At 41.2% G+C, this 18,363-nt stretch carries 13 protein-coding genes and 1 tRNA gene; 8 read left to right on the top strand and 6 right to left on the bottom strand.

From position 1 onward, the window contains the following. Both AC1DPZ_RS08860 and AC1DPZ_RS08855 read right to left on the bottom strand, forming a co-directional pair. The coding region (locus AC1DPZ_RS08860; protein WP_477402624.1) for a two-component regulator propeller domain-containing protein at positions 1-1,405 on the bottom strand (1,405 nt) is incomplete at its 3' end. A gap of 230 nt (positions 1,406-1,635) precedes the next feature. Next, positions 1,636-1,845 (bottom strand): GIY-YIG nuclease family protein, encoded by a 210-nt coding sequence (locus AC1DPZ_RS08855; RefSeq protein ID WP_477402623.1) that lies wholly within the window; start codon positions 1,843-1,845, stop codon positions 1,636-1,638. A 578-nt stretch (positions 1,846-2,423) separates the two neighbouring features. Between AC1DPZ_RS08855 and AC1DPZ_RS08850 the strand changes: the two genes are divergently transcribed. Together AC1DPZ_RS08850 and AC1DPZ_RS08845 are read left to right on the top strand one after the other, a co-directional pair. Continuing rightward, positions 2,424-3,419, top strand: coding sequence for a PDDEXK nuclease domain-containing protein (locus tag AC1DPZ_RS08850; RefSeq protein WP_477402622.1), 996 nt, complete (start codon positions 2,424-2,426; stop codon positions 3,417-3,419). A gap of 258 nt (positions 3,420-3,677) precedes the next feature. After that, positions 3,678-3,884: a hypothetical protein gene (locus AC1DPZ_RS08845; protein ID WP_477402621.1), complete on the top strand. Its 207-nt coding sequence runs from the start codon at positions 3,678-3,680 to the stop codon at positions 3,882-3,884. A 166-nt stretch (positions 3,885-4,050) separates the two neighbouring features. Here the strand turns inward: AC1DPZ_RS08845 and AC1DPZ_RS08840 are convergent. Then, positions 4,051-4,124, bottom strand: a tRNA-Met gene (locus AC1DPZ_RS08840). A 199-nt stretch (positions 4,125-4,323) separates the two neighbouring features. On the opposite strand from AC1DPZ_RS08840, the gene AC1DPZ_RS08835 reads away from it, so the two are divergent. From AC1DPZ_RS08835 to AC1DPZ_RS08825, 3 genes are all read left to right on the top strand, one after another. Continuing rightward, positions 4,324-4,704, top strand: a complete 381-nt coding sequence (locus AC1DPZ_RS08835) for an START-like domain-containing protein (protein ID WP_477402620.1) — start codon at positions 4,324-4,326, stop codon at positions 4,702-4,704. Positions 4,705-4,814: 110 nt separating this feature from the next. Next, complete coding sequence (locus AC1DPZ_RS08830) at positions 4,815-6,239, top strand: LptF/LptG family permease (RefSeq protein ID WP_477402619.1); 1,425 nt, start codon at positions 4,815-4,817, stop codon at positions 6,237-6,239. Positions 6,240-6,464: 225 nt separating this feature from the next. Beyond that, on the top strand, positions 6,465-7,670 hold the full coding sequence (locus AC1DPZ_RS08825) for a bifunctional 3,4-dihydroxy-2-butanone-4-phosphate synthase/GTP cyclohydrolase II (RefSeq protein ID WP_477402618.1): 1,206 nt from the start codon (positions 6,465-6,467) through the stop codon (positions 7,668-7,670). Between the two features lie 101 nt (positions 7,671-7,771). On the opposite strand, the gene AC1DPZ_RS08820 is transcribed toward AC1DPZ_RS08825, so the two are convergent. Next, positions 7,772-12,154 carry a translocation/assembly module TamB domain-containing protein gene (locus AC1DPZ_RS08820; protein ID WP_477402617.1) on the bottom strand — a complete coding sequence of 1,461 codons (4,383 nt, stop codon included), beginning with the start codon at positions 12,152-12,154 and terminating at the stop codon, positions 7,772-7,774. Between the two features lie 225 nt (positions 12,155-12,379). Between AC1DPZ_RS08820 and tsaD the strand changes: the two genes are divergently transcribed. Further along, positions 12,380-13,381 carry a tRNA (adenosine(37)-N6)-threonylcarbamoyltransferase complex transferase subunit TsaD gene (gene tsaD / locus AC1DPZ_RS08815; protein WP_477402616.1) on the top strand — a complete coding sequence of 334 codons (1,002 nt, stop codon included), beginning with the start codon at positions 12,380-12,382 and terminating at the stop codon, positions 13,379-13,381. A 90-nt stretch (positions 13,382-13,471) separates the two neighbouring features. Beyond that, on the top strand, positions 13,472-13,642 hold the full coding sequence (locus AC1DPZ_RS08810; RefSeq protein WP_177183727.1) for a hypothetical protein: 171 nt from the start codon (positions 13,472-13,474) through the stop codon (positions 13,640-13,642). 320 nt (positions 13,643-13,962) lie between these two features. Here the strand turns inward: AC1DPZ_RS08810 and AC1DPZ_RS08805 are convergent, their stop codons facing one another. Together AC1DPZ_RS08805 and uvrA are read right to left on the bottom strand one after the other, a co-directional pair. Further along, positions 13,963-14,559 (bottom strand): glycoside hydrolase family 19 protein, encoded by a 597-nt coding sequence (locus AC1DPZ_RS08805; RefSeq protein WP_477402615.1) that lies wholly within the window; start codon positions 14,557-14,559, stop codon positions 13,963-13,965. 304 nt (positions 14,560-14,863) lie between these two features. Beyond that, positions 14,864-17,797, bottom strand: a complete 2,934-nt coding sequence (uvrA, locus tag AC1DPZ_RS08800; protein WP_477402614.1) for an excinuclease ABC subunit UvrA — start codon at positions 17,795-17,797, stop codon at positions 14,864-14,866. A gap of 375 nt (positions 17,798-18,172) precedes the next feature. On the opposite strand from uvrA, the gene AC1DPZ_RS08795 reads away from it, so the two are divergent. Next, a partial coding sequence (locus AC1DPZ_RS08795; RefSeq protein WP_477402613.1) for a hypothetical protein occupies positions 18,173-18,363 on the top strand: 191 nt, incomplete at its 3' end.

Here is an 18,363-nt window from a genome sequence, read left to right as displayed (position 1 = left end):
CTTTTATACTTGCGATACCTTCAATGGTCATGTTCCCGTTCCCTGTAACTTTTCCATCATTCACTGTTTCAACCTTCGTAATTGCGAATGTAGAAACAGGGAATTTTTTGACATCAAAAAATGGAGGTAATTTATTGTGTGGACGCTGATCATCAAATTTTTGTTCAATCGTATTCATGTCCACTTCAACTGCACCGCCCACCAGATGACGGTTTTCGATCAACAATTCTCCTTTTAATATATCAACGTCCCCTGTACTTGTACCATCACCAAGAAACATAGAACCTTCCCATGTACCAAGTAGCATAGAACCTTTCCATATTATAACACTTTGCTTCGTATCTATGATGTATTTTTTCTGACCCTCTTTACTATAAAAGTCCGTGATGGTCTTTCCATCATAACGATAAACTCCGGTCGCAGATCCAAACCAAATACTTCCATCGTTAGCTTCCAAGAGACCCAAAAAAGCATCTCCTGACATAATTTCGGCTACGGTGGGCTTATTACTATACAAGGACATTGCATCATAACGGGAAAGTGCCCAGACCGCCACATGAGCAGAATTTACTGGACCTGTAGTCCAGATGTTTCCTTTTTTGTCTTCGATTATAGCATAAGCACCCCTCTCCGATACATTAGTAAAGGTACCAGTGCCTGCCCTGAGCTCAGTCGAAGGGTCATAGCGCCAAAGGCCATGGGTCACATCACCAAGCCAAATATTGCCTTTTCTATCTTCGATTATACTCCAAACGTTTGTAAAAGTTTTGCCCTTATGGATTAACGGGGCAAATGTTTTTCCGTCATAAACAAAGGCGTCGCCTCTTGTGCCAACCCATAATTTCCCGGTTTTATCTTCAATGATTGTAGTAATATCATTATTCCAATTTCCTCCTTTAAAAAAACGCGAGGGGTTCGGATTTTTAAAATTTCGAAAAGATTTCCCATCGTAACGGCTTATTCCACCTCCGGTGCCGAACCAAATAATGCCGGCTTTACCTTCATAAACAGACATAACCCGATTATTGGCAAGTCCCTCCGTGGTAGTGAAATGTTGAATGGATTTCCCGTTGTAATAATAAACGCCTGAATCAGTAGAAGTGAACCAAATATTTCCTCGTCGATCTTCCAGGACGTCCCAGAATCGGTGCGAACCTATTTTACTTGTGAGATTAGTAAAAGATTTTCCATCGTATCGAAAAACATCACCAAATGATGAGTTGTTCGGGCCAGCAATCAAAATGGTGCCATTTCTGCCTTTTTTTATAACACGAACCATTATGTTAGGCCCTATGTCTTTAATTTCGGGCTTGATATTATCCTTTGGTACGTTTGTTTGGTTTTGTCCACAGGAAGTGAGAAAAACAAACATTAAGAACAAAGCATATACGTGTATGTATTTCATAATTTTTTATTAATTGATCCTATTAGCATTGATTCAGCGAATCTACTTTGCTATTTTTCGGCGCAACGAATTTGGATTGTAAATAAAAATGTAAACTTTGTAAATAAAATCTTGACATTATGCGTGGCCTAAACGTCCTCTCCGAGAAAACGCAAGTACTTAATCATCTGAACTAGAAAATTTGTTTTGATAATATCCCAAATGAATTTTCTGCCATTTGCAGATTTTAATTACTTTTCCCTTTTCATCGCCTCGGCTTTTGTTGAATAGACCTTAGTGTATGCAATAACCCACGGACGGTACTTTATGGTGTGCCCTTTCGTGGCTAATTCGTTATGGGAAAGTAAGCGGTTAGCTATATCGGAGGTATAGCCGATGTAGATCTGGTTAAAAGCAGGTGAATATAAAACGTATGCAGTAAACAGGAGGGTGAAATACAAGAAAAGCCCCTTTTTTCAAGGGGCCTTCTGCCAATGTAGCCGAAGATAAAAGATTTTCGAACCAATTTGTGGAAGAGTTGGAGCGTTTGTGGAGATTCCGCTCAAACTGACCACCTGATTCCGATTTAAAGTGACCAGGGTATTCCGGACCAAAGTGACCACCTCATTCCGGATCAAACTGACCACCCCCTTTTTTGTTTTATGCTTTCGATATCGGCGATCCTGTTTAAATGCCAGATGCCGTTGCCGGAGGGACGAGTTGACCGGGAGCCTCATTATGTATGCGAAGTCACTCTGGAATGCCTCTATTAAGGCGATAAACGGCCATCACCAGAAGGACATACCTCAAATATTAAACTTCAAAAAAAATAAAGATGTTATAGCCTGAGCGGCTGCTGGCTAAATGGAAATCGGTAAATAATTATATTTGTTTATGCTGCTAAAGCATGAGCTGCATTTCTTTGCCAGCAAACAGGTGGTCAGTGTTGCCACGGAATAGGGTGTAACATATCTCCGAAACGCCCAAATGCATCCTCTATTTTTGTAGTTTTACGATTGAACCCATAATTCTTTGTACAATGCTTATTAATCAATCTGTCATAACTGATATTCAAGCCATTATTCATGATGCTAAAGACAAAGCGATCAGGCTGGTTGATCATGAGCGTACATTAATGTATTGGCAAATAGGACAACGCATTTTCGAAGAAGAACAACAAGGGAAAGAGCGTGCGGATTACGGCAATTACCTAACTAAATTTATTGCTGATCAATTAGAGCCGGAATACGGTAGTGGATTCTCGAAACGGCAGATAGAACTATTCCGACAATTTTATCGCACGTTCCCAATTGCGAATACACTGTATTCGCAATTGGGTTGGAGCCAATATAAAGTTATCATCAGGCTTGATAGCCAGGATAAACGCGATTTTTATATAGCTGAAACCATTAAGAATAATTGGACCGTACGCCAGTTAGAACGCCAAATCCATAGCAGTTTGTGGGAAAGGTTGTTAATGAGTAATGACAAGGAGAGTGTATTGGCTGTAGCGCGAAATGAGAAACAACCGTCTGATGCTAAAGAGATCATCAAAGACCCCATGTACCTGGAGTTTTTAGGATTGCATCGCGAAGCATCCTATTATGAAAAGGACCTGGAGCAAGCTATCATTACACATTTGCATGATTTTCTATTAGAAATGGGTAACGGTTTCGCATTCGTCGCAAGGCAAAAGAGGCTGCATATTGAAGGCGATGAGTTCTTTATTGATCTTGTTTTTTACAATCGGCTGCTGCAATGCTTTGTAATCATAGAGATAAAGACCACAAAATTCACCCATCAGGATATTGGTCAGCTACAAATGTACGTGAACTACTATGACCGGTATGAAAAGAAAGACTTTGAAAATCCAACCATCGGTATTTTATTATGTGCAGAAAAGAACAATGCGGTTGTAAAAATCTCCCTTCCGGAAAATAACAAAACCATTTTTGCAAGTGAGTATAAATTATATTTACCTACAGAGCAGCAATTAATAGAAGAGGTTAAAAAGGAAATTGAAAAGCGTGGTTAAACAGCAATCGTTATTATGTTAAATGCTTCTATAACAAATGGATAGTCTTAGTCACTCATTCAACAGAATCTCCGGTTTATTTAGATCTAAGAAAATCTTCTCTCACAATTTGCTTCAGTTTGTTCGCTACAGCGGTAGTCGCAATAATCCGTCATCATACCCCAGTAATAGATTAATCATCTATTTTAAAATGTAACAATCAATAATTTTAGTGTAGCGTTGTTTTAGAATATATGTTCATCACTCGTTTTAAATACTATGGCAAAGCAACCTTACACGCCGGAAGAAGCGGTCGAAATACTGAAGAAAAAAGGAACAATTGTGACTGTAGAACAAGCAAAAGCTATCCTTTCAGCCATGAGACATTTAGCGAAATTGACAATAGAACAAACATCTAAGGAGGATAGTTTTGATGAAAAATATCGAACTGTTAAAAAACGAAGAAGAAGTAAGTTAATTGATTGAAAAATAAACTAGTATAAAATAGTGGATAGTTGGTTTCAAAAGCATTCTTGCTTTAGGTACTGGAGCAGGATCGAGCTGGATATTGTATTGATTTTCAGCACGATAGCGATTTGTTGAAAAAACAGAGGCCTTGAAATATGCATTTCAAGGCCGTTTTCTGTCTTAGTAGCGGGGAGCAGGATCGAACTGCCGACCTTAGGGTTATGAATCCTACGCTCTAACCATCTGAGCTACCCCGCCGTTTATTTTTAAGCCCGGGTCTGAGCTATTGTATTCCCTTTTTAGTTTAATACGCTCTTTTAATGGTTATTAAAAAGAGCGGCTATGTTTATAAAACAATCGCCATCCTTAAAAAGGTTTGCAAATATAGCAGAAATTCGTTTTCTTTAGAAAAAATGTTAACATTTACGGCTTAACCCGTTTTCAAGTATAAACCTCGATGTCCGAAAAAAAGAAATTTACTATAGAATATGAGATAAAATCATCTCCAAGAATACTGTTCACTTTTTTAAATGAACCTAACGGGTTAGCACAATGGTTTGCCGATGATGTAAATATACGCGACCAGGTTTATACTTTTACCTGGGACGGTGAACCTCAAAAAGCAAAACTTATTACTGTAAAAGAAAACAAGCTGGTAAGATTTAAGTGGGTGGATGACGAACCGCAATGCTATTTTGAGATGGAAATTTTGCAGGATGAGCTTACCAATGATGTTGCGCTGGCTATTACGGATTTTGCTACCGAAGACCTGATTTCTGAACGTAAACTTATTTGGGATAACCAGATCGATTACCTCATAAGTGTATTGGGCGCTTAAGGCCATATAATTTTAGCTAATTTTGTATTGCGAAACGCTAATTTTGCGTTAATGAAAATTAACCTGCATTAGTATGCGGTTTTAAATCCTGTTAAATACAAATTGCCCCGATGAAAAAGATCCATCTTTTACTGCTTAAATCATTTATACGGCCTTTTGCAGTTACGCTTTTCATTGTAATGTTTGTATTGCTGATGCTGTTTTTGTTTAAATACATTGACGATTTGATAGGCAAAGGCTTTGCCTGGTACACCATTCTTGAGCTGATGATGTATAACTCGGCTACCAATGTGGCTATGGCTCTTCCGCTATCTGTACTGCTTTCAACCATCATGACCTATGGCGCGCTTGGCGAAAATTATGAACTGGTAGCCATTAAAGCTGCAGGGATTTCATTACGCCGGGCAATGTACCCCATGATTGTTATTATATCCATATTAAGTACTGCGGCGTTCTTTTTTTCTGATTATATGCTGCCGGTAGCAAATCTTAAATATTTTTCGTTGCTGTACGATGCCCGTAAGCAAAAATCGGCCGATTTGTTGCCCGAGGGAGTTTTTAGTGCAAGTTTTCCGGGCTATACCATCAGGGTAAAAAGGAAAGATCCTGATGGGCAGCGCTTGTATGACATCATGATATACAAAAAAAACGAGGAGGAAAACAATACAGAAGTTACCCTGGCCCGCGAGGGTACCATGTTTCGCACTATGGGCGATAAATACCTTGTTTTAAAACTAAAAGATGGGGTAAACTATGTGGAGTCAAGAAGCGATGGGGCTAATTATAATATGCGCCAGCGCTTAACCCGTTTCCGGTTTAAAGAGAGTGAGCAAAAGTTTGACTTATCAAGCTTTAAACTTACCCGTACCGATGAAAACGAGTTTAAGCAAGCATCGCAAATGATGAATTTAAAGCAGTTAAGAAAATTTATCGACTCGAGCCAGCGTGCTGTTGATGCTGCTGTTGTTATGAATTATAAGCTTGTTACGCCTTATATCAAGTATTTCAACATGCCTGCCAGGCCGGATAAAAAAATAAAATATATACCTGCCGATAAGGATCTGCTAAAAGGCATGACAATTAGCGACCAGGTAATGACCCTGTCAAGCGCCGCATCCGAGGTGCGTTCAATAAAGGATGTGCTAAAAAACCGCACCGAAAAATATAATTTCGATGCCATGACCATTCGCAGATATGCGTCTGAGGTACAAAAAAAATTCACACTGTCTGCAGCATGTATCGCTTTGTTTTTAATAGGCGCGCCACTGGGGGCTATAATTCGTAAAGGTGGGTTGGGTTTGCCGGTTGTAATTTCGGTGGTGTTTTTCCTGATTTATTATATCATATCAACCATTGGCGAAAAATCTGTAAAAGCAGGTAATGTTTCTACCTTTTTTGGGATGTGGATTGCCATAATCGTGTTAACGCCAATAGGACTGTTCCTGTCATACAAGGCGGCAACCGATTCTGCTTTATTTGATATGGAAGCTTACAAGCGGTTTTTTAACAAGATATTTAAACGTAAAACAGCTTAAAAGCATTTGAAATAAAGGATGGAAGGCTAAAAGAAAAAGTTGAGATGACCTGCCTCTGTTTTTTCGTCCTTTATCTTTTACCTTTTCATTCTTCTTCTCATAAAAAGTTAAAGGAGATGATTTTACATACCACCGACCAGAATCATTTTAATATACTTTAAATTTGTTTAAACTTTAAATATACCGTGGCAGCCTTTTTAGCTTGCCATACGTAATGCACATACAATGTTAAATACAATACAAGAAGCTATCGAAGATATACAGGCAGGTAAAATGATCATTGTAGTTGATGATGAAGATCGCGAAAATGAAGGTGACTTTTTAACTGCAGCACGTAATGCCACCCCCGAAGCTATAAATTTTATGGTACGCTATGGCCGCGGCCTGGTATGCGCACCTATTACCAGGAGCCGGGCCCGTGAGCTTGATCTTGAACCCATGGTGAGCCATAATACCACCTCGCACGAAACGAACTTCACCGTTTCTGTTGATCTGCTGGGGCATGGCTGTACAACAGGCATTTCGGCTACCGACCGTTCAAAAACCACTTTGGCTTTAATTGACCCCTTAACCAAACCGGAAGACCTGGGCAGGCCCGGGCATATTTTCCCGCTGATTGCCCAGGATGGCGGCGTTTTACGCCGGACCGGCCATACCGAAGCTGCTATTGACCTGGCTGTTTTGGCAGGGTTTGAACCCGCCGGCGTAATATGTGAAATTATGAAGGAGGATGGTGATATGGCCCGTTTGCCTGATCTGCTGGTGATGGCAAAAGAGTTTAACCTGAAAATTGTTTCTATAAAAGACCTGATAGCTTACCGCCTGAGCACCGAAACAATGGTGAAAAAGGAAGTATCGGTACAAATGCCAACTGAGTGGGGCGATTTTGAAATGATAGCCTACACGCAGGTTGATACCGGCGAACATCACCTTGCCCTTGTAAAAGGCACGTGGGAGCCCGGTGAGCCTGTTTTAACCCGCGTACACAGTTCATGCGTTACCGGGGATATTTTTGGCTCTTGCCGTTGCGATTGCGGTCCGCAGCTGCATAAGGCTATGGAGATGATAAGTAAAGAAGGCAAGGGCGTGGTTATTTATATGAACCAGGAAGGGCGTGGTATTGGTTTAATCAACAAATTGAAAGCCTATCACCTGCAGGAAAATGGTTATGATACCGTTGAAGCCAACGTTAAGCTTGGCTTTAAAATGGATCAGCGGGATTATGGTATTGGCGCGCAGATTTTGCGTAGCCTGGGTATTTCAAAAATGCGGCTGATGAGCAACAACCCTAAAAAACGTGCTGGTTTAATTGGCTACGGATTAGAAGTGGTTGAAAATGTCCCTATCGAAATTGCGTCAAACCCGCATAATGAATTATACCTGCGCACCAAACGCGATAAAATGGATCACGCTATTATGCGCGATCACTAATTTTCAGATGTGCAGATTTCAGATGAATGAAAATGCAGATGATGATTGATCGTTATTAATCTGCACATGTTTACATCCTCCATCAATCTGCACATCTGAAATTAATCCTCATCATCGGGTTTTGTAACTATCGGGTTTGGATTGGTTACCGGTAATGGGGGGGGCGGGGCCTGGCGACGCCTGCCGCCACTGCGGAAAAGATTACGGATAAACTCTCTAAACGTATCAAAATCTCTTTGATACACCAAACCTATTCCGTTAACATACTGGGGCTGCAAGGTAGTAGTGAGGCTGTTTAGCGTTGTGCTGTTCAATACCCTGTAAGAGTATCTTGCAGTAAGGTTGCCATCTTTCCTTATCTGGTATAATGCCTCAAAATCTTTTGTAATTACATCAAATTTTTGATTGAAAAGACTGGTATTATTATTAAAAAGATCATTTGAGCCCGTATTGGTAAACAAGCTTCCGTTAAAAGATAACCTGCTGTTAAAAAATCTCACTGATGCACTGGCTTCGTTGAACGAGCGGATATTTAAATCGAAGTTCTTAACGTTTGATTGAGCTATCAGGCTATTCAGCTTATTGAAGGCAAACTCACTCACAGCCTCGCCTGCTGTACTTATAACCTGGTTGGTTAAACTGCCGTTATTACCCGAGTTAAAGCTTCGGCGTACAATAATACTGATAGCCTGCTGACTACGGTTATTGGCATCCGAAAGATAGGTTGCCAAATCGTCCTTAACAGATGGATCTGTAGGGAAGTTAAAGTCGAAATCAATAGTTGGCTGTAATAATGATTTGGTCAGGATCAATTCTGCCTGCACCAGTACCTGGTTGGTATTTGCCGATTGCAGGCCCGCGGCTGTATAAAGCGGCGCCCGGTTTGTACGTACTTCGTATAAGGCTTTCAGATTTATCTCGGCGTTTGCAGGGTTCCCTGTCCACCTGATGGTACCACCCTGGCTTACCGTAAAGTTTTTACTGATAAAGTTTTTGGCCGTAAACTCAAATTTACCGGTGGTTATCAAAAAGTCGCCATACATTTCAAAATCGCCCAGGCTATTAATGTTTAGCTTAAGGTTATTGGCCACACCGCTTCCTTCCAGCTGACCATAATCAGTAGTTATCCTCACAACGGTCTTCTCGTCGGCGCTTAGGTCAAAATTAAGGGTAACACCATTAAAGGCGCGTTCCTTAGCAACAACCTTTGCGGTATCGCTGTGGCTCACAAATTTTATAAAATCATATTCGCTTGCTGTTGACGATGTATTGAGCGGTATGTTAAAAATAGTACCGGCCTGTGTGCGGGCGGTAATATCAATTTTCATGTTATCAACCGGGCCTTTAAAGCTAAAGTTGCCCGTACCGTAAGCAGTGCCATAGTAAATATGGTTATCCTTAAAGGTTGTATTAAGTGCCAATAGGTTAACCGCTTTTAAATCCACTTCAATATCGGGGTTTGATGGGTTGTTTAAATCAACGGTTCCATTAGCGGTGCCGGTACCACCGCGTTTATCCTTTAGCACCATATCGTTGATTTTAACAACACTATTTTCCACATTTACCCTGGTGTTTACAGTGTAGGCCGTTTTTAAATAATTAACTGTAACACCTGTATTTACCAGGGTAACATCGCCATTAAGTTTCGGTTTTGAGGGGCTGCCTGTGAGTTTTAAGTTGGTAGATATGTTTCCCTTTACATCAGATACRAGGTCTTTTATAAATGGTTCAAAAATGATGGCTTCTGTCTGGTTCATTTTCACATCAAAATCCAGGTTATCTTCCGTATCCTTTCCAAAGGCGTAAATTCCCGAAAGATTCATGGTTTCAAGTCCGCGATTTACGATATTAAGTTTCATATCTGCCTGTTTGCGGTCGTTGCCAAGGGTTGATACCAGTTTTACATCACCAATAAGGGTTTTGTTCATGGTAAGCGAATCGATGGATAAATGCGCGTCGACGCCCGGCGATTTGGTGATGCCCGTCATTTTAACATCGCCATTAAGCGCGCCTTTTAAAAATATACCCGATGTTTTGGTAAGCTGGTTAAGCGTTCGCATGTTAAACTTTTCGAACGAAAGTTTAAGCTCATCGGCAGGATTATCAGATATGAATCCGTTTATGCGTACCTTTTGTATGCCGTTTGACAGCTCGAAGCCCGATACCTGGGTTTTACCATCAAGCAGGCGGATGCGCACCTGTTCCTGTATCTTCCATTTTTCTTTCTCCAGGATAATATCTGATGGCAGCAATTTTAGTTTGGCTGTAGTATCGCGGCCAAATTCAACAAGGCCGTAAAGATCCAGCTGATTTACCGCGTTTTTATCCGATAGCTTAATGTTAAAGTTCAGGCTGTCGTTTTTTAGGAAGTTGGTAATGTTGATGTCTTTTATAAACAGGCTGTCTGTAAGATCAACCCTGCTTAATGAAAGGTTGACGCCCAGCAGGCTGTCGGCAGTGCTCTCATCAATAATAAAATCATGAAAAACGGTTTTACCATATTTTATGGTTTTGATATAGCCCGATAAGGTTGCCGTTTTATTTCTTGAATCAAATTGCCCGGTAAAAGTACCCTGATCAGGAAATGTTAGTTTTGGTAAAAATATTGCCATAAGCGGATCGAGCTTTTTAATTGACAGATTAAAATCAAATTGCTCGGGCTTTGGTGGTACAATAGTGGTTTTTATAGAGGGGATATACTTTTTAACAATGGTTTTAAAATACGACGGCAAGGTGGCCAGGTCAAAGCTGCCTTTGATATTGGCATCGGCAAAGTCGGATTTCAAGGCTATTTCTCTTGCATTGCCCTGGCCGTTGGCCGATAGGTACAATGAATCGGCCAGGTAATTATTTCTCGGGTCAATAATCCTGATAGGGGATAATAAAATACTTCCCTGCAAATTCTTAAGGTCATTACCAGAAAATTTGGTTTTTAACTGGGTGCTTAAGGTAATAGTGTCCTTTATGAGTTTTAAAGCATTTAATTTGGCATCCTTAATGGTAGCCGTAAGATCATAGGATGGTAGCTCGGGGTTTAAATTAACCTTGCCTTTAAGGTCGAGTTTTACATTTTTATCGTTGATGGTGATGTGCCCGTCTGCCAGTTTTTTTATAAAAGAGCCTTTAATGTTAAGGTTATTATAAGTGTAGTTATTAAAATCGATGTATTTAATCCGGGCATCACCTTGTTCGCTCAGGGTTTTAAGTTCGTCGCCGCTACCTTGTATGTTTGATGTAAAGGTAGTGCGGCCAACAGTGCTTTCGTCAAGCAACGTACCAAGATCGAAGTTGAAGGCGTTCAGTTTACCGCTGTAGCTGGGTTTGCCTTTTTTATCTATCTTAAGATTAATGTCCGAATCGAACCGGCCAAGTTTGGTTTTAAAAATACCATAAGCTACAAAGTCATTTTGTAAACCGGTGAACCTGCCGGTAAAGTTGATATTGCCAAATTTGTTTATAATATCAGGCGCCTTAAGGTTTGGCTGACCCGAAAAATGGCTGATGAGGTAATCAATATCTTTTTTATTGGAAGCTATCTGCTCAAACTTCAGTTCAAGGAAAGTATTATCCCAATCGGGCAATCCCCTTAAATTAAAATCGCCCTTTATAAAAGTAGCCTGCCCGCCGGTAATGGTAACCCCTTTGGATTTTAAGTTACTTACAGGCCCCCTGGCCCGCCCTTCTAAGCCAAGGTCAAAGCTTACCTTTTCAAGTCCGCTGGTGAAGTATGCTATATCTGTCGATGATATACGTGATGATTTAAAATCGGCATCCATATAAACCTTGCTTGTAAACCTTTCAAAATCATCAAATGATTTAAACCGCATCCTGAAATAATCCTTCAAATCGGAGTGCCCTGTTTTTATATGAAGATTTTGCGCCAGTATCTGGTTGGTATMAATGGTGATGTTGGAGCGTAAGCTTTTAACGGAGAACCCGCTTTTTTCCTGTAGGGTTAGTTTTTGTACATTGGCCTTAAACAAGTGGTTTTTAAGGTCCATCCCCAGCACCACTGTACTGAAATGCTTAACATCAATATCTTCAAAGTTAACCTGGGGCATTACTGTATCAACCAACTGGTTTTTATACCTGAAATGAAAGTTATTGATAGTGATCTTGTCAAAATTAAGCGTCCAGGGTTTGCTTTTTGTTTTGGGGGTAGCGGCTGAGCTAAAGTAATCAATAATAAATTTAAGGTTGGTGGTGCTGTCTTTTTGTTTTTTGAGGTAGAAGGAGCCGTTATCAAGCGCTATCGATTCAAAATTGATGACACGTGTTTTTAAGCTGTTAAACAGCGAGAAGCCATTAATATCAACAACCAATTTGGGCGTGCTTAAAAGGGTGTCCTTTTTTTTATCCAATATATAAAGCCCCTCAAGCACAACCGATGAAAAAGGTCTTAAATACAGACTTTTTATATCAACAGTGGTTTGCAACTCATCCGACAAATATTTGGTCGCTTTTTTTGCGGCCCATGTTTGCACGGGTTTATATTGAAAAGCCAATAAAAGTATGCTTAGTGTCAATAATATCAACAACACCAGCCCGAATACTATTTTGAGTGCTTTTTTAATAACTTTGTGTTTAATTAAAAATTCAAAAGTAAAAATTCAAAAACGCCCGAAAAGTTTTACTTTCTGAATTTAATTTATAATCTGTCAATAATAAAGGTCTTTTGACTTTTACTTTTTGACTTTTGACTTAAAAAAGTGCCTGTAATATTAGGAATTGAATCTTCATGTGATGATACCTCGGCTTCTGTTTGCGTTGATGGTGTAATATTGAGCAATGTTATTGCCAATCAAAGCATTCACGAAGCATACGGCGGTGTGGTCCCTGAGCTTGCCTCAAGGGTTCATCAGCAAAATATTGTTCCGGCTGTTCAACAAGCGTTATTGAACGCAAAAGTAAACAAAAATGATATTGATGCGGTAGCTTTTACGCGCGGTCCGGGACTTTTAGGTTCGCTATTGGTCGGGGTATCCTTTGCCAAGGGATTTGCGCTGGCTCAAAAGGCTCCGCTGGTTGAAATAAACCATATGCAGGCCCATATATTGGCGCATTTTATTGGCGATCATAAGCCGACATTTCCGTTTTTATGCCTCACCGTATCTGGCGGGCATACGCAAATAGTACTGGTGAAGGATTATTTTGATATGGAGATCATCGGCCAAACTTTAGATGACGCCGCCGGTGAGGCTATGGATAAAACCAGCAAAATTTTAGGCTTGCCGTATCCCGGCGGACCGCTGATTGATAAATACGCGCGCCTGGGTAACCCGGATGCCTATAAATTCCCCGAGCCGCAGATCCCCGGCTTTAATTTTAGCTTTAGCGGCTTAAAAACAGCTATACTTTATTTTATAAGGGATAATGTTGCTAAAAATCCTGATTTTATCAGCCAGAACCTGCCGGATATCTGCGCCTCTGTAGAAATGCGGATTGTTACCATATTACTAAACAAACTTCAAAAAGCGGCAAAGGAGCATGGCATAAAGCAGCTGGCTTTGGCGGGTGGAGTATCGGCCAATACAGGTTTAAGACAAGGCCTGCAATCGCTTTGCGAAAAGAATGGCTGGGAAAGCTTTATCCCTAAAATGGAATACTGTACAGACAATGCTGCCATGATTGCTATTGCCGGTTACTATAAATATTTAAAAGGAGACTTTGTAGGACAGCAGGTTGCACCTATGGCGAGGATGATATTTTAGCCCCCGGCTCCCTAAAGGGGAACAGGAGGTATTAACTATATAATTAATTAAAAAAACTCCCCCTTTAGGGGGTTGGGGGGCTTGAGCTATATGAACATTCCATCATTGATATTTTGGGCGGTATTTGTACTGCCGCTGGTTGCATTTTTAGTTTGGCTTATGCGCCAGGATAAAAAAAAGGGCGTTACCGGGCTTATTGTACTGGCCATTACCGTTATTGGCGGTATTATTTACATGTATGTTAAAACGGGTGGTAAGTAGTTTGGTCGGCTAAAGACTTACGAAGTTTAACTCTATGATATTGAGTCAGTAAGTCTTACTATGTGTACACATCTTTTATATTCTATCGATACTTAAAACCGATTGTCATAAGAACGAACCGGGTGGGGATGAGCGCTGGGATGAGGAGAAATCTTCGGCGATATGCTATACAACTATGCATATCGCCGAAGATTTCTCTTTCGCGCCCGTGCTCTTTCCCCCTCAAGCTCTCTCGAAATGACATTTTTTTTTATTATAAAGATGCGTTCACACGGTAGCTGTGAGTTGGGGAGTGCTTCGTGCCGCAACTACGCCCTTCATCAAGCCATAGCAACCTCTTCGGTTAAACCTTTGTAAAATACCTGCGCGTAGCCGGCTATAGTTTGGGCAGCATCGAGGCCATTGATTATTTTGCGGGCGTTTACCCAGTCGGTAACCTTATCATTAAAATATTTACCCAAACCAACACCGGTGAATAAACCACCGGTCATTCCTTTTACCAGGATGGCCGCGGCTATCGAGGGCTCTAAAGCCATTTCGGGGTTATTAAGTAAATCGATGTGTAGCAGCCGGCCCATGTTTTCGTAGTTTTCATACCAGGTTAACTGTACATAGCCCCGGCCATAGTATAATTTATCGGGTGTGCTGTAAGGGATGCGATGGCCGGGGCCGCCACCCATCTTAAACTTTTCGCCATAAGGGTGCCCGGCGCCTTTGCCAAATTCGTTTATGGGCTGCATTCTTTTGGCGCATTCATGAAAAACGGTAGCCAGCATGTAGGCCACTTTGCGTTCATCAGTAATACCGGCATCTGTAGTAGCTTTTAATATGGTTTCGATACCATCAATCTGGCTTTGTGCCATATGACCGCCAAACATCGGGCGGACATCGTCATAAAATTCTTTTGTACCTGACATGATCTTAAAGGTTATTGGTTAACAAAAAAAGAAAAATATGCAAGCTAAGCGCTTGTTTAAAAGGAAGATATAGAATATTTAGGCTTTGTAGAGTAAATGTAAATATTCCTGATCGGAATATCAAAATAAAATATAAGCTGAAATGAGTGAAGGGAGAATGGCATATAATTCCGTCTGCCGCATGTGTATCCAACCTGGAATGATCCCTGGATATAGTTAGAGGCGCAAATATGCGCCTCTATAAAGAAAATCCCATAATCCGAAAAATCTGTTCAATCCCGGTTCTCATATAAATCAAATGACCTTACTTCCCAAACCGCTCCTTTAAATAATGCCCGGTATGTGATTTCTTCTCTTTAATAAGTGCTTCGGGGACGCCTTCAAATACAACTTTACCGCCACGGTCGCCGCCTTCGGGACCAATGTCGATAACCCAGTCGGCACATTTTATAACATCCATATTATGCTCAATTACAATAATGGTGTTACCATGTTCCAACAGCGCATCAAACGATTTAAGCAGTTTTTTGATGTCGGCAAAATGCAGCCCGGTAGTGGGCTCATCAAATATAAAAAGTGTTTTATGGGTATTGTTACCCTTTACCAGGAACGATGCCAGCTTAATGCGCTGCGCCTCGCCGCCCGAAAGTGTGTTAGACGACTGGCCCAATTGCACATATCCCAAACCAACATCAACCAAAGGTTTTATTTTGGAGATGATTTTAGGCTCTTTGGCAAAGAACTGCAGAGCCTCATCAATGGTCATATGCAGCACTTCGGCTACGTTTTTTTCGTTGTAGGTAATATCAAGTATATGCTGTTTAAAGCGGTTGCCGCCACAGGTTTCGCAGGTTAAAAATATATCGGCCATAAACTGCATCTCTATCTTCACCTCACCCTCGCCCTGGCAAACATCACAGCGGCCGCCCTCTACGTTAAACGAGAATGCAGACGGCTTTAACCCAGCGGCCTTGGCAGCAGGTTGTGCAGCATACAGGTTACGGATCTCGTCCCAGGCTTTTACATAGGTAACCGGGTTTGAGCGCGATGAACGGCCGATAGGGTTTTGGTCAACCAGCTCCACCTGTTCAATTTTTGCGTAATCGCCATCAATGCTATCGTATGATCCGGTTTGTTCGCCAGAATAATTACCCAGTGTTTTTTGAAGCGCAGGGGCCAGGATGCGTTTAACCAAACTTGTTTTGCCCGAGCCGGATACACCTGTAACCACGGTAAATATGCCCAACGGGAATTTAGCGTTAACCTGTTGCAGGTTGTTTTCGCGCCCGCCTTTTATCTCAATAAAATCATTCCATTTGCGGCGCGTGGCAGGTATGGCAATTTCTTCCTTTCCGCTCAGGTATCTGCCCGTCAGGCTGTTATGGTCCTTTATAATCTCATCATAAGTGCCGGTAAATATCAGCTCGCCGCCGTGCGTACCCGCTTCGGGACCAATATCAATGATATGGTCGGCGGCTTTCATAATCTCTTCTTCGTGTTCAACCACCAAAACGGTATTGCCTACATCCCGAAGGGATTTAAGCACACCTATTAACCGTTGAGTATCGCGTGGGTGTAAGCCGATGCTTGGTTCATCCAATACATATACCGAGCCCACCAGGCTACTGCCTAAAGAGGTGGCCAGGTTAATTCGTTGCGATTCGCCGCCCGATAGTGTGTTTGATAAACGGTTAAGTGTTAAATAGCTTAAGCCCACATCATTCAGGAACACCAAACGGTTGGTGATCTCCATTAATAAACGCTTGCCAATTTTTACATCAGTTTCGTTTAATTGTAAACCCTCGAAAAATCCCAGCGCTTTATCCAGGGGCATCAATACCACATCGGTTATTGAGCGTTCGTTGATCTTTACGTATGAGGCATCCTGGCGCAAACGACTGCCCATACATTCGGGGCAAGTGGTTTTACCCCGGTATCGCGACAGCAAAACACGGTATTGAATTTTATAGGTTTGCTCCTCCATCTCCTTAAAAAATTCATTAAGGCCGCGGAAGAATTTATTGCCTGTCCACAAAAGCTTTTGCTCTTTGGGGGTAAGCTGGTTATACTGGCGATGTATAGGGAAGTCGAATTTGAGGGCATGCCTTACTAAATTATCGTTCCACTCACGCATTTTTTCACCACGCCAAGGTGCAATGGCGMCTTCATATATTGATTTGCTTTTATCGGGGATCACCAGGTCCTCATCAACGCCAATAACCTTGCCATAGCCTTCACATTTTTTGCAGGCGCCGTAAGGGTTATTAAAGCTGAAAAAATTTGGACTGGGTTCTTCAAACTTAATTCCGTCCAGTTCAAAACGATCGCAAAAAAAGCGTTCTTGCTCTGTATCAGCCTCGGGTTCCTGGTAACGCACGTAGCAATCGCCTTTGCCTTCAAAAAACGCCGTTTGTATGGAATCACCTAAACGGCTTACGGTTTCATCTTCTTCGTTTTTGCTGATCCGATCAACAACAATACGTACAGCGTTATAGGTGGTGAGTGATGACTGGTGAGTGGTGAGCTGTTCGGTTTCATTTTGCTTTTCGCCTTTCGCCTTTAAGCTTCCTTTCACCTTCAGGCTTTCGCCTTTCGCCTCCTCAATAAGCCATGAGCCATCATCAACTATGCTGGCATCTTCTAACAAGGCTTCAATTTTTGATRGCTTGCCCCGGTATTCAACCCTTACAAAACCTTTTTGCATTAACACCGCAAGCTCTTCTTTTAAGCTGCGGTTATTGTGCGGGTATAATGGCGCTAATAAAGTTACCTGGGTTTCATTGGGCAGCGATAATATAAAATTAACTACATCGGTCACCGAATCTTTTTTTACAGGCAGGCCCGATATCGGCGAAAGGGTTTTGCCTATACGCGAGAAAAGCAGTTTGAGGTAGTCATAGATCTCGGTTGAGGTGCCTACAGTTGAGCGTGGGTTTGAAGTGATCACCTTTTGCTCAATAGCGATAGCAGGGGCAATGCCTTTAATGTAATCCACATCGGGCTTGTTCATGCGGCCTAAAAACTGGCGTGCGTACGAGGAAAGGCTCTCCACATAACGGCGCTGGCCTTCGGCATAAAGGGTATCAAAAGCAAGTGACGATTTGCCCGAACCCGACATGCCCGTAACTACAACCAACTTGTTTTTGGGGATAGCCACATCCATATTTTTAAGGTTATGAACACGTGCCCCCTTTATGATGATATGTTTTGACGGATCTTTTTCTGCTTCTTTACTCATAATAGTTAATAGTCCATGGTCCATAGCAGTCATGAAATTATCATGGTCTATGGACTATTGACCATGGTTTTTTTCCAAAGTGCAAAAATCCTAAAATATTTAGCAATATCCAAATCGGTTTTACTTTGTTTGGTTGTTTATATTCAATTAATTATCGAGTTTACAGTTTGCTGACTTTTAATTATTTATGCTGATAATTTAGAAAAGACTTTAAAGGGAAAATGCATAAAATTTAATCTTGCGCAAAGGTGCTGAGGATTTTGATTTTTTACTTTGCCTCTTTGAATGGAAAAACTTATTGCCGAGGGTTATAACGAATAATAATGCTTTTAATATTTGATATCATTTTGTAATTTTACCATACAAACGCATATTATGACTACGCTGACTGTAAATATTGACGACAAAAAAACCGAGAAGGCCATTAAGGCCGTTTTGGATGCTTTTGGCTTGGATTACAATATAAAACAGGATACAAACCCTGCTACCCGTCCGCTAACTAAATCGGAACAGGTAATGTATAATCGTTTAAAAAGATCTGTAAAACAGATCAACCTGTATAAAGA

The sequence above is a fragment of the Mucilaginibacter sp. P4_G9 genome (assembly GCF_056400985.1).
This window is presented reverse-complemented; position numbering and strand designations above follow the sequence as displayed.

Coding starts and splice junctions, on each gene's coding strand:
- AC1DPZ_RS08825 (WP_477402618.1), top strand. CDS start 6,465: ATGTTAAATACAATACAAGAAGCTATCGAAGATATACAGGCAGGTAAA.
- AC1DPZ_RS08810 (WP_177183727.1), top strand. CDS start 13,472: ATGAACATTCCATCATTGATATTTTGGGCGGTATTTGTACTGCCGCTG.
- AC1DPZ_RS08845 (WP_477402621.1), top strand. CDS start 3,678: ATGGCAAAGCAACCTTACACGCCGGAAGAAGCGGTCGAAATACTGAAG.
- AC1DPZ_RS08850 (WP_477402622.1), top strand. CDS start 2,424: ATGCTTATTAATCAATCTGTCATAACTGATATTCAAGCCATTATTCAT.
- AC1DPZ_RS08830 (WP_477402619.1), top strand. CDS start 4,815: ATGAAAAAGATCCATCTTTTACTGCTTAAATCATTTATACGGCCTTTT.
- AC1DPZ_RS08835 (WP_477402620.1), top strand. CDS start 4,324: ATGTCCGAAAAAAAGAAATTTACTATAGAATATGAGATAAAATCATCT.
- AC1DPZ_RS08805 (WP_477402615.1), bottom strand. CDS start 14,559: ATGTCAGGTACAAAAGAATTTTATGACGATGTCCGCCCGATGTTTGGC.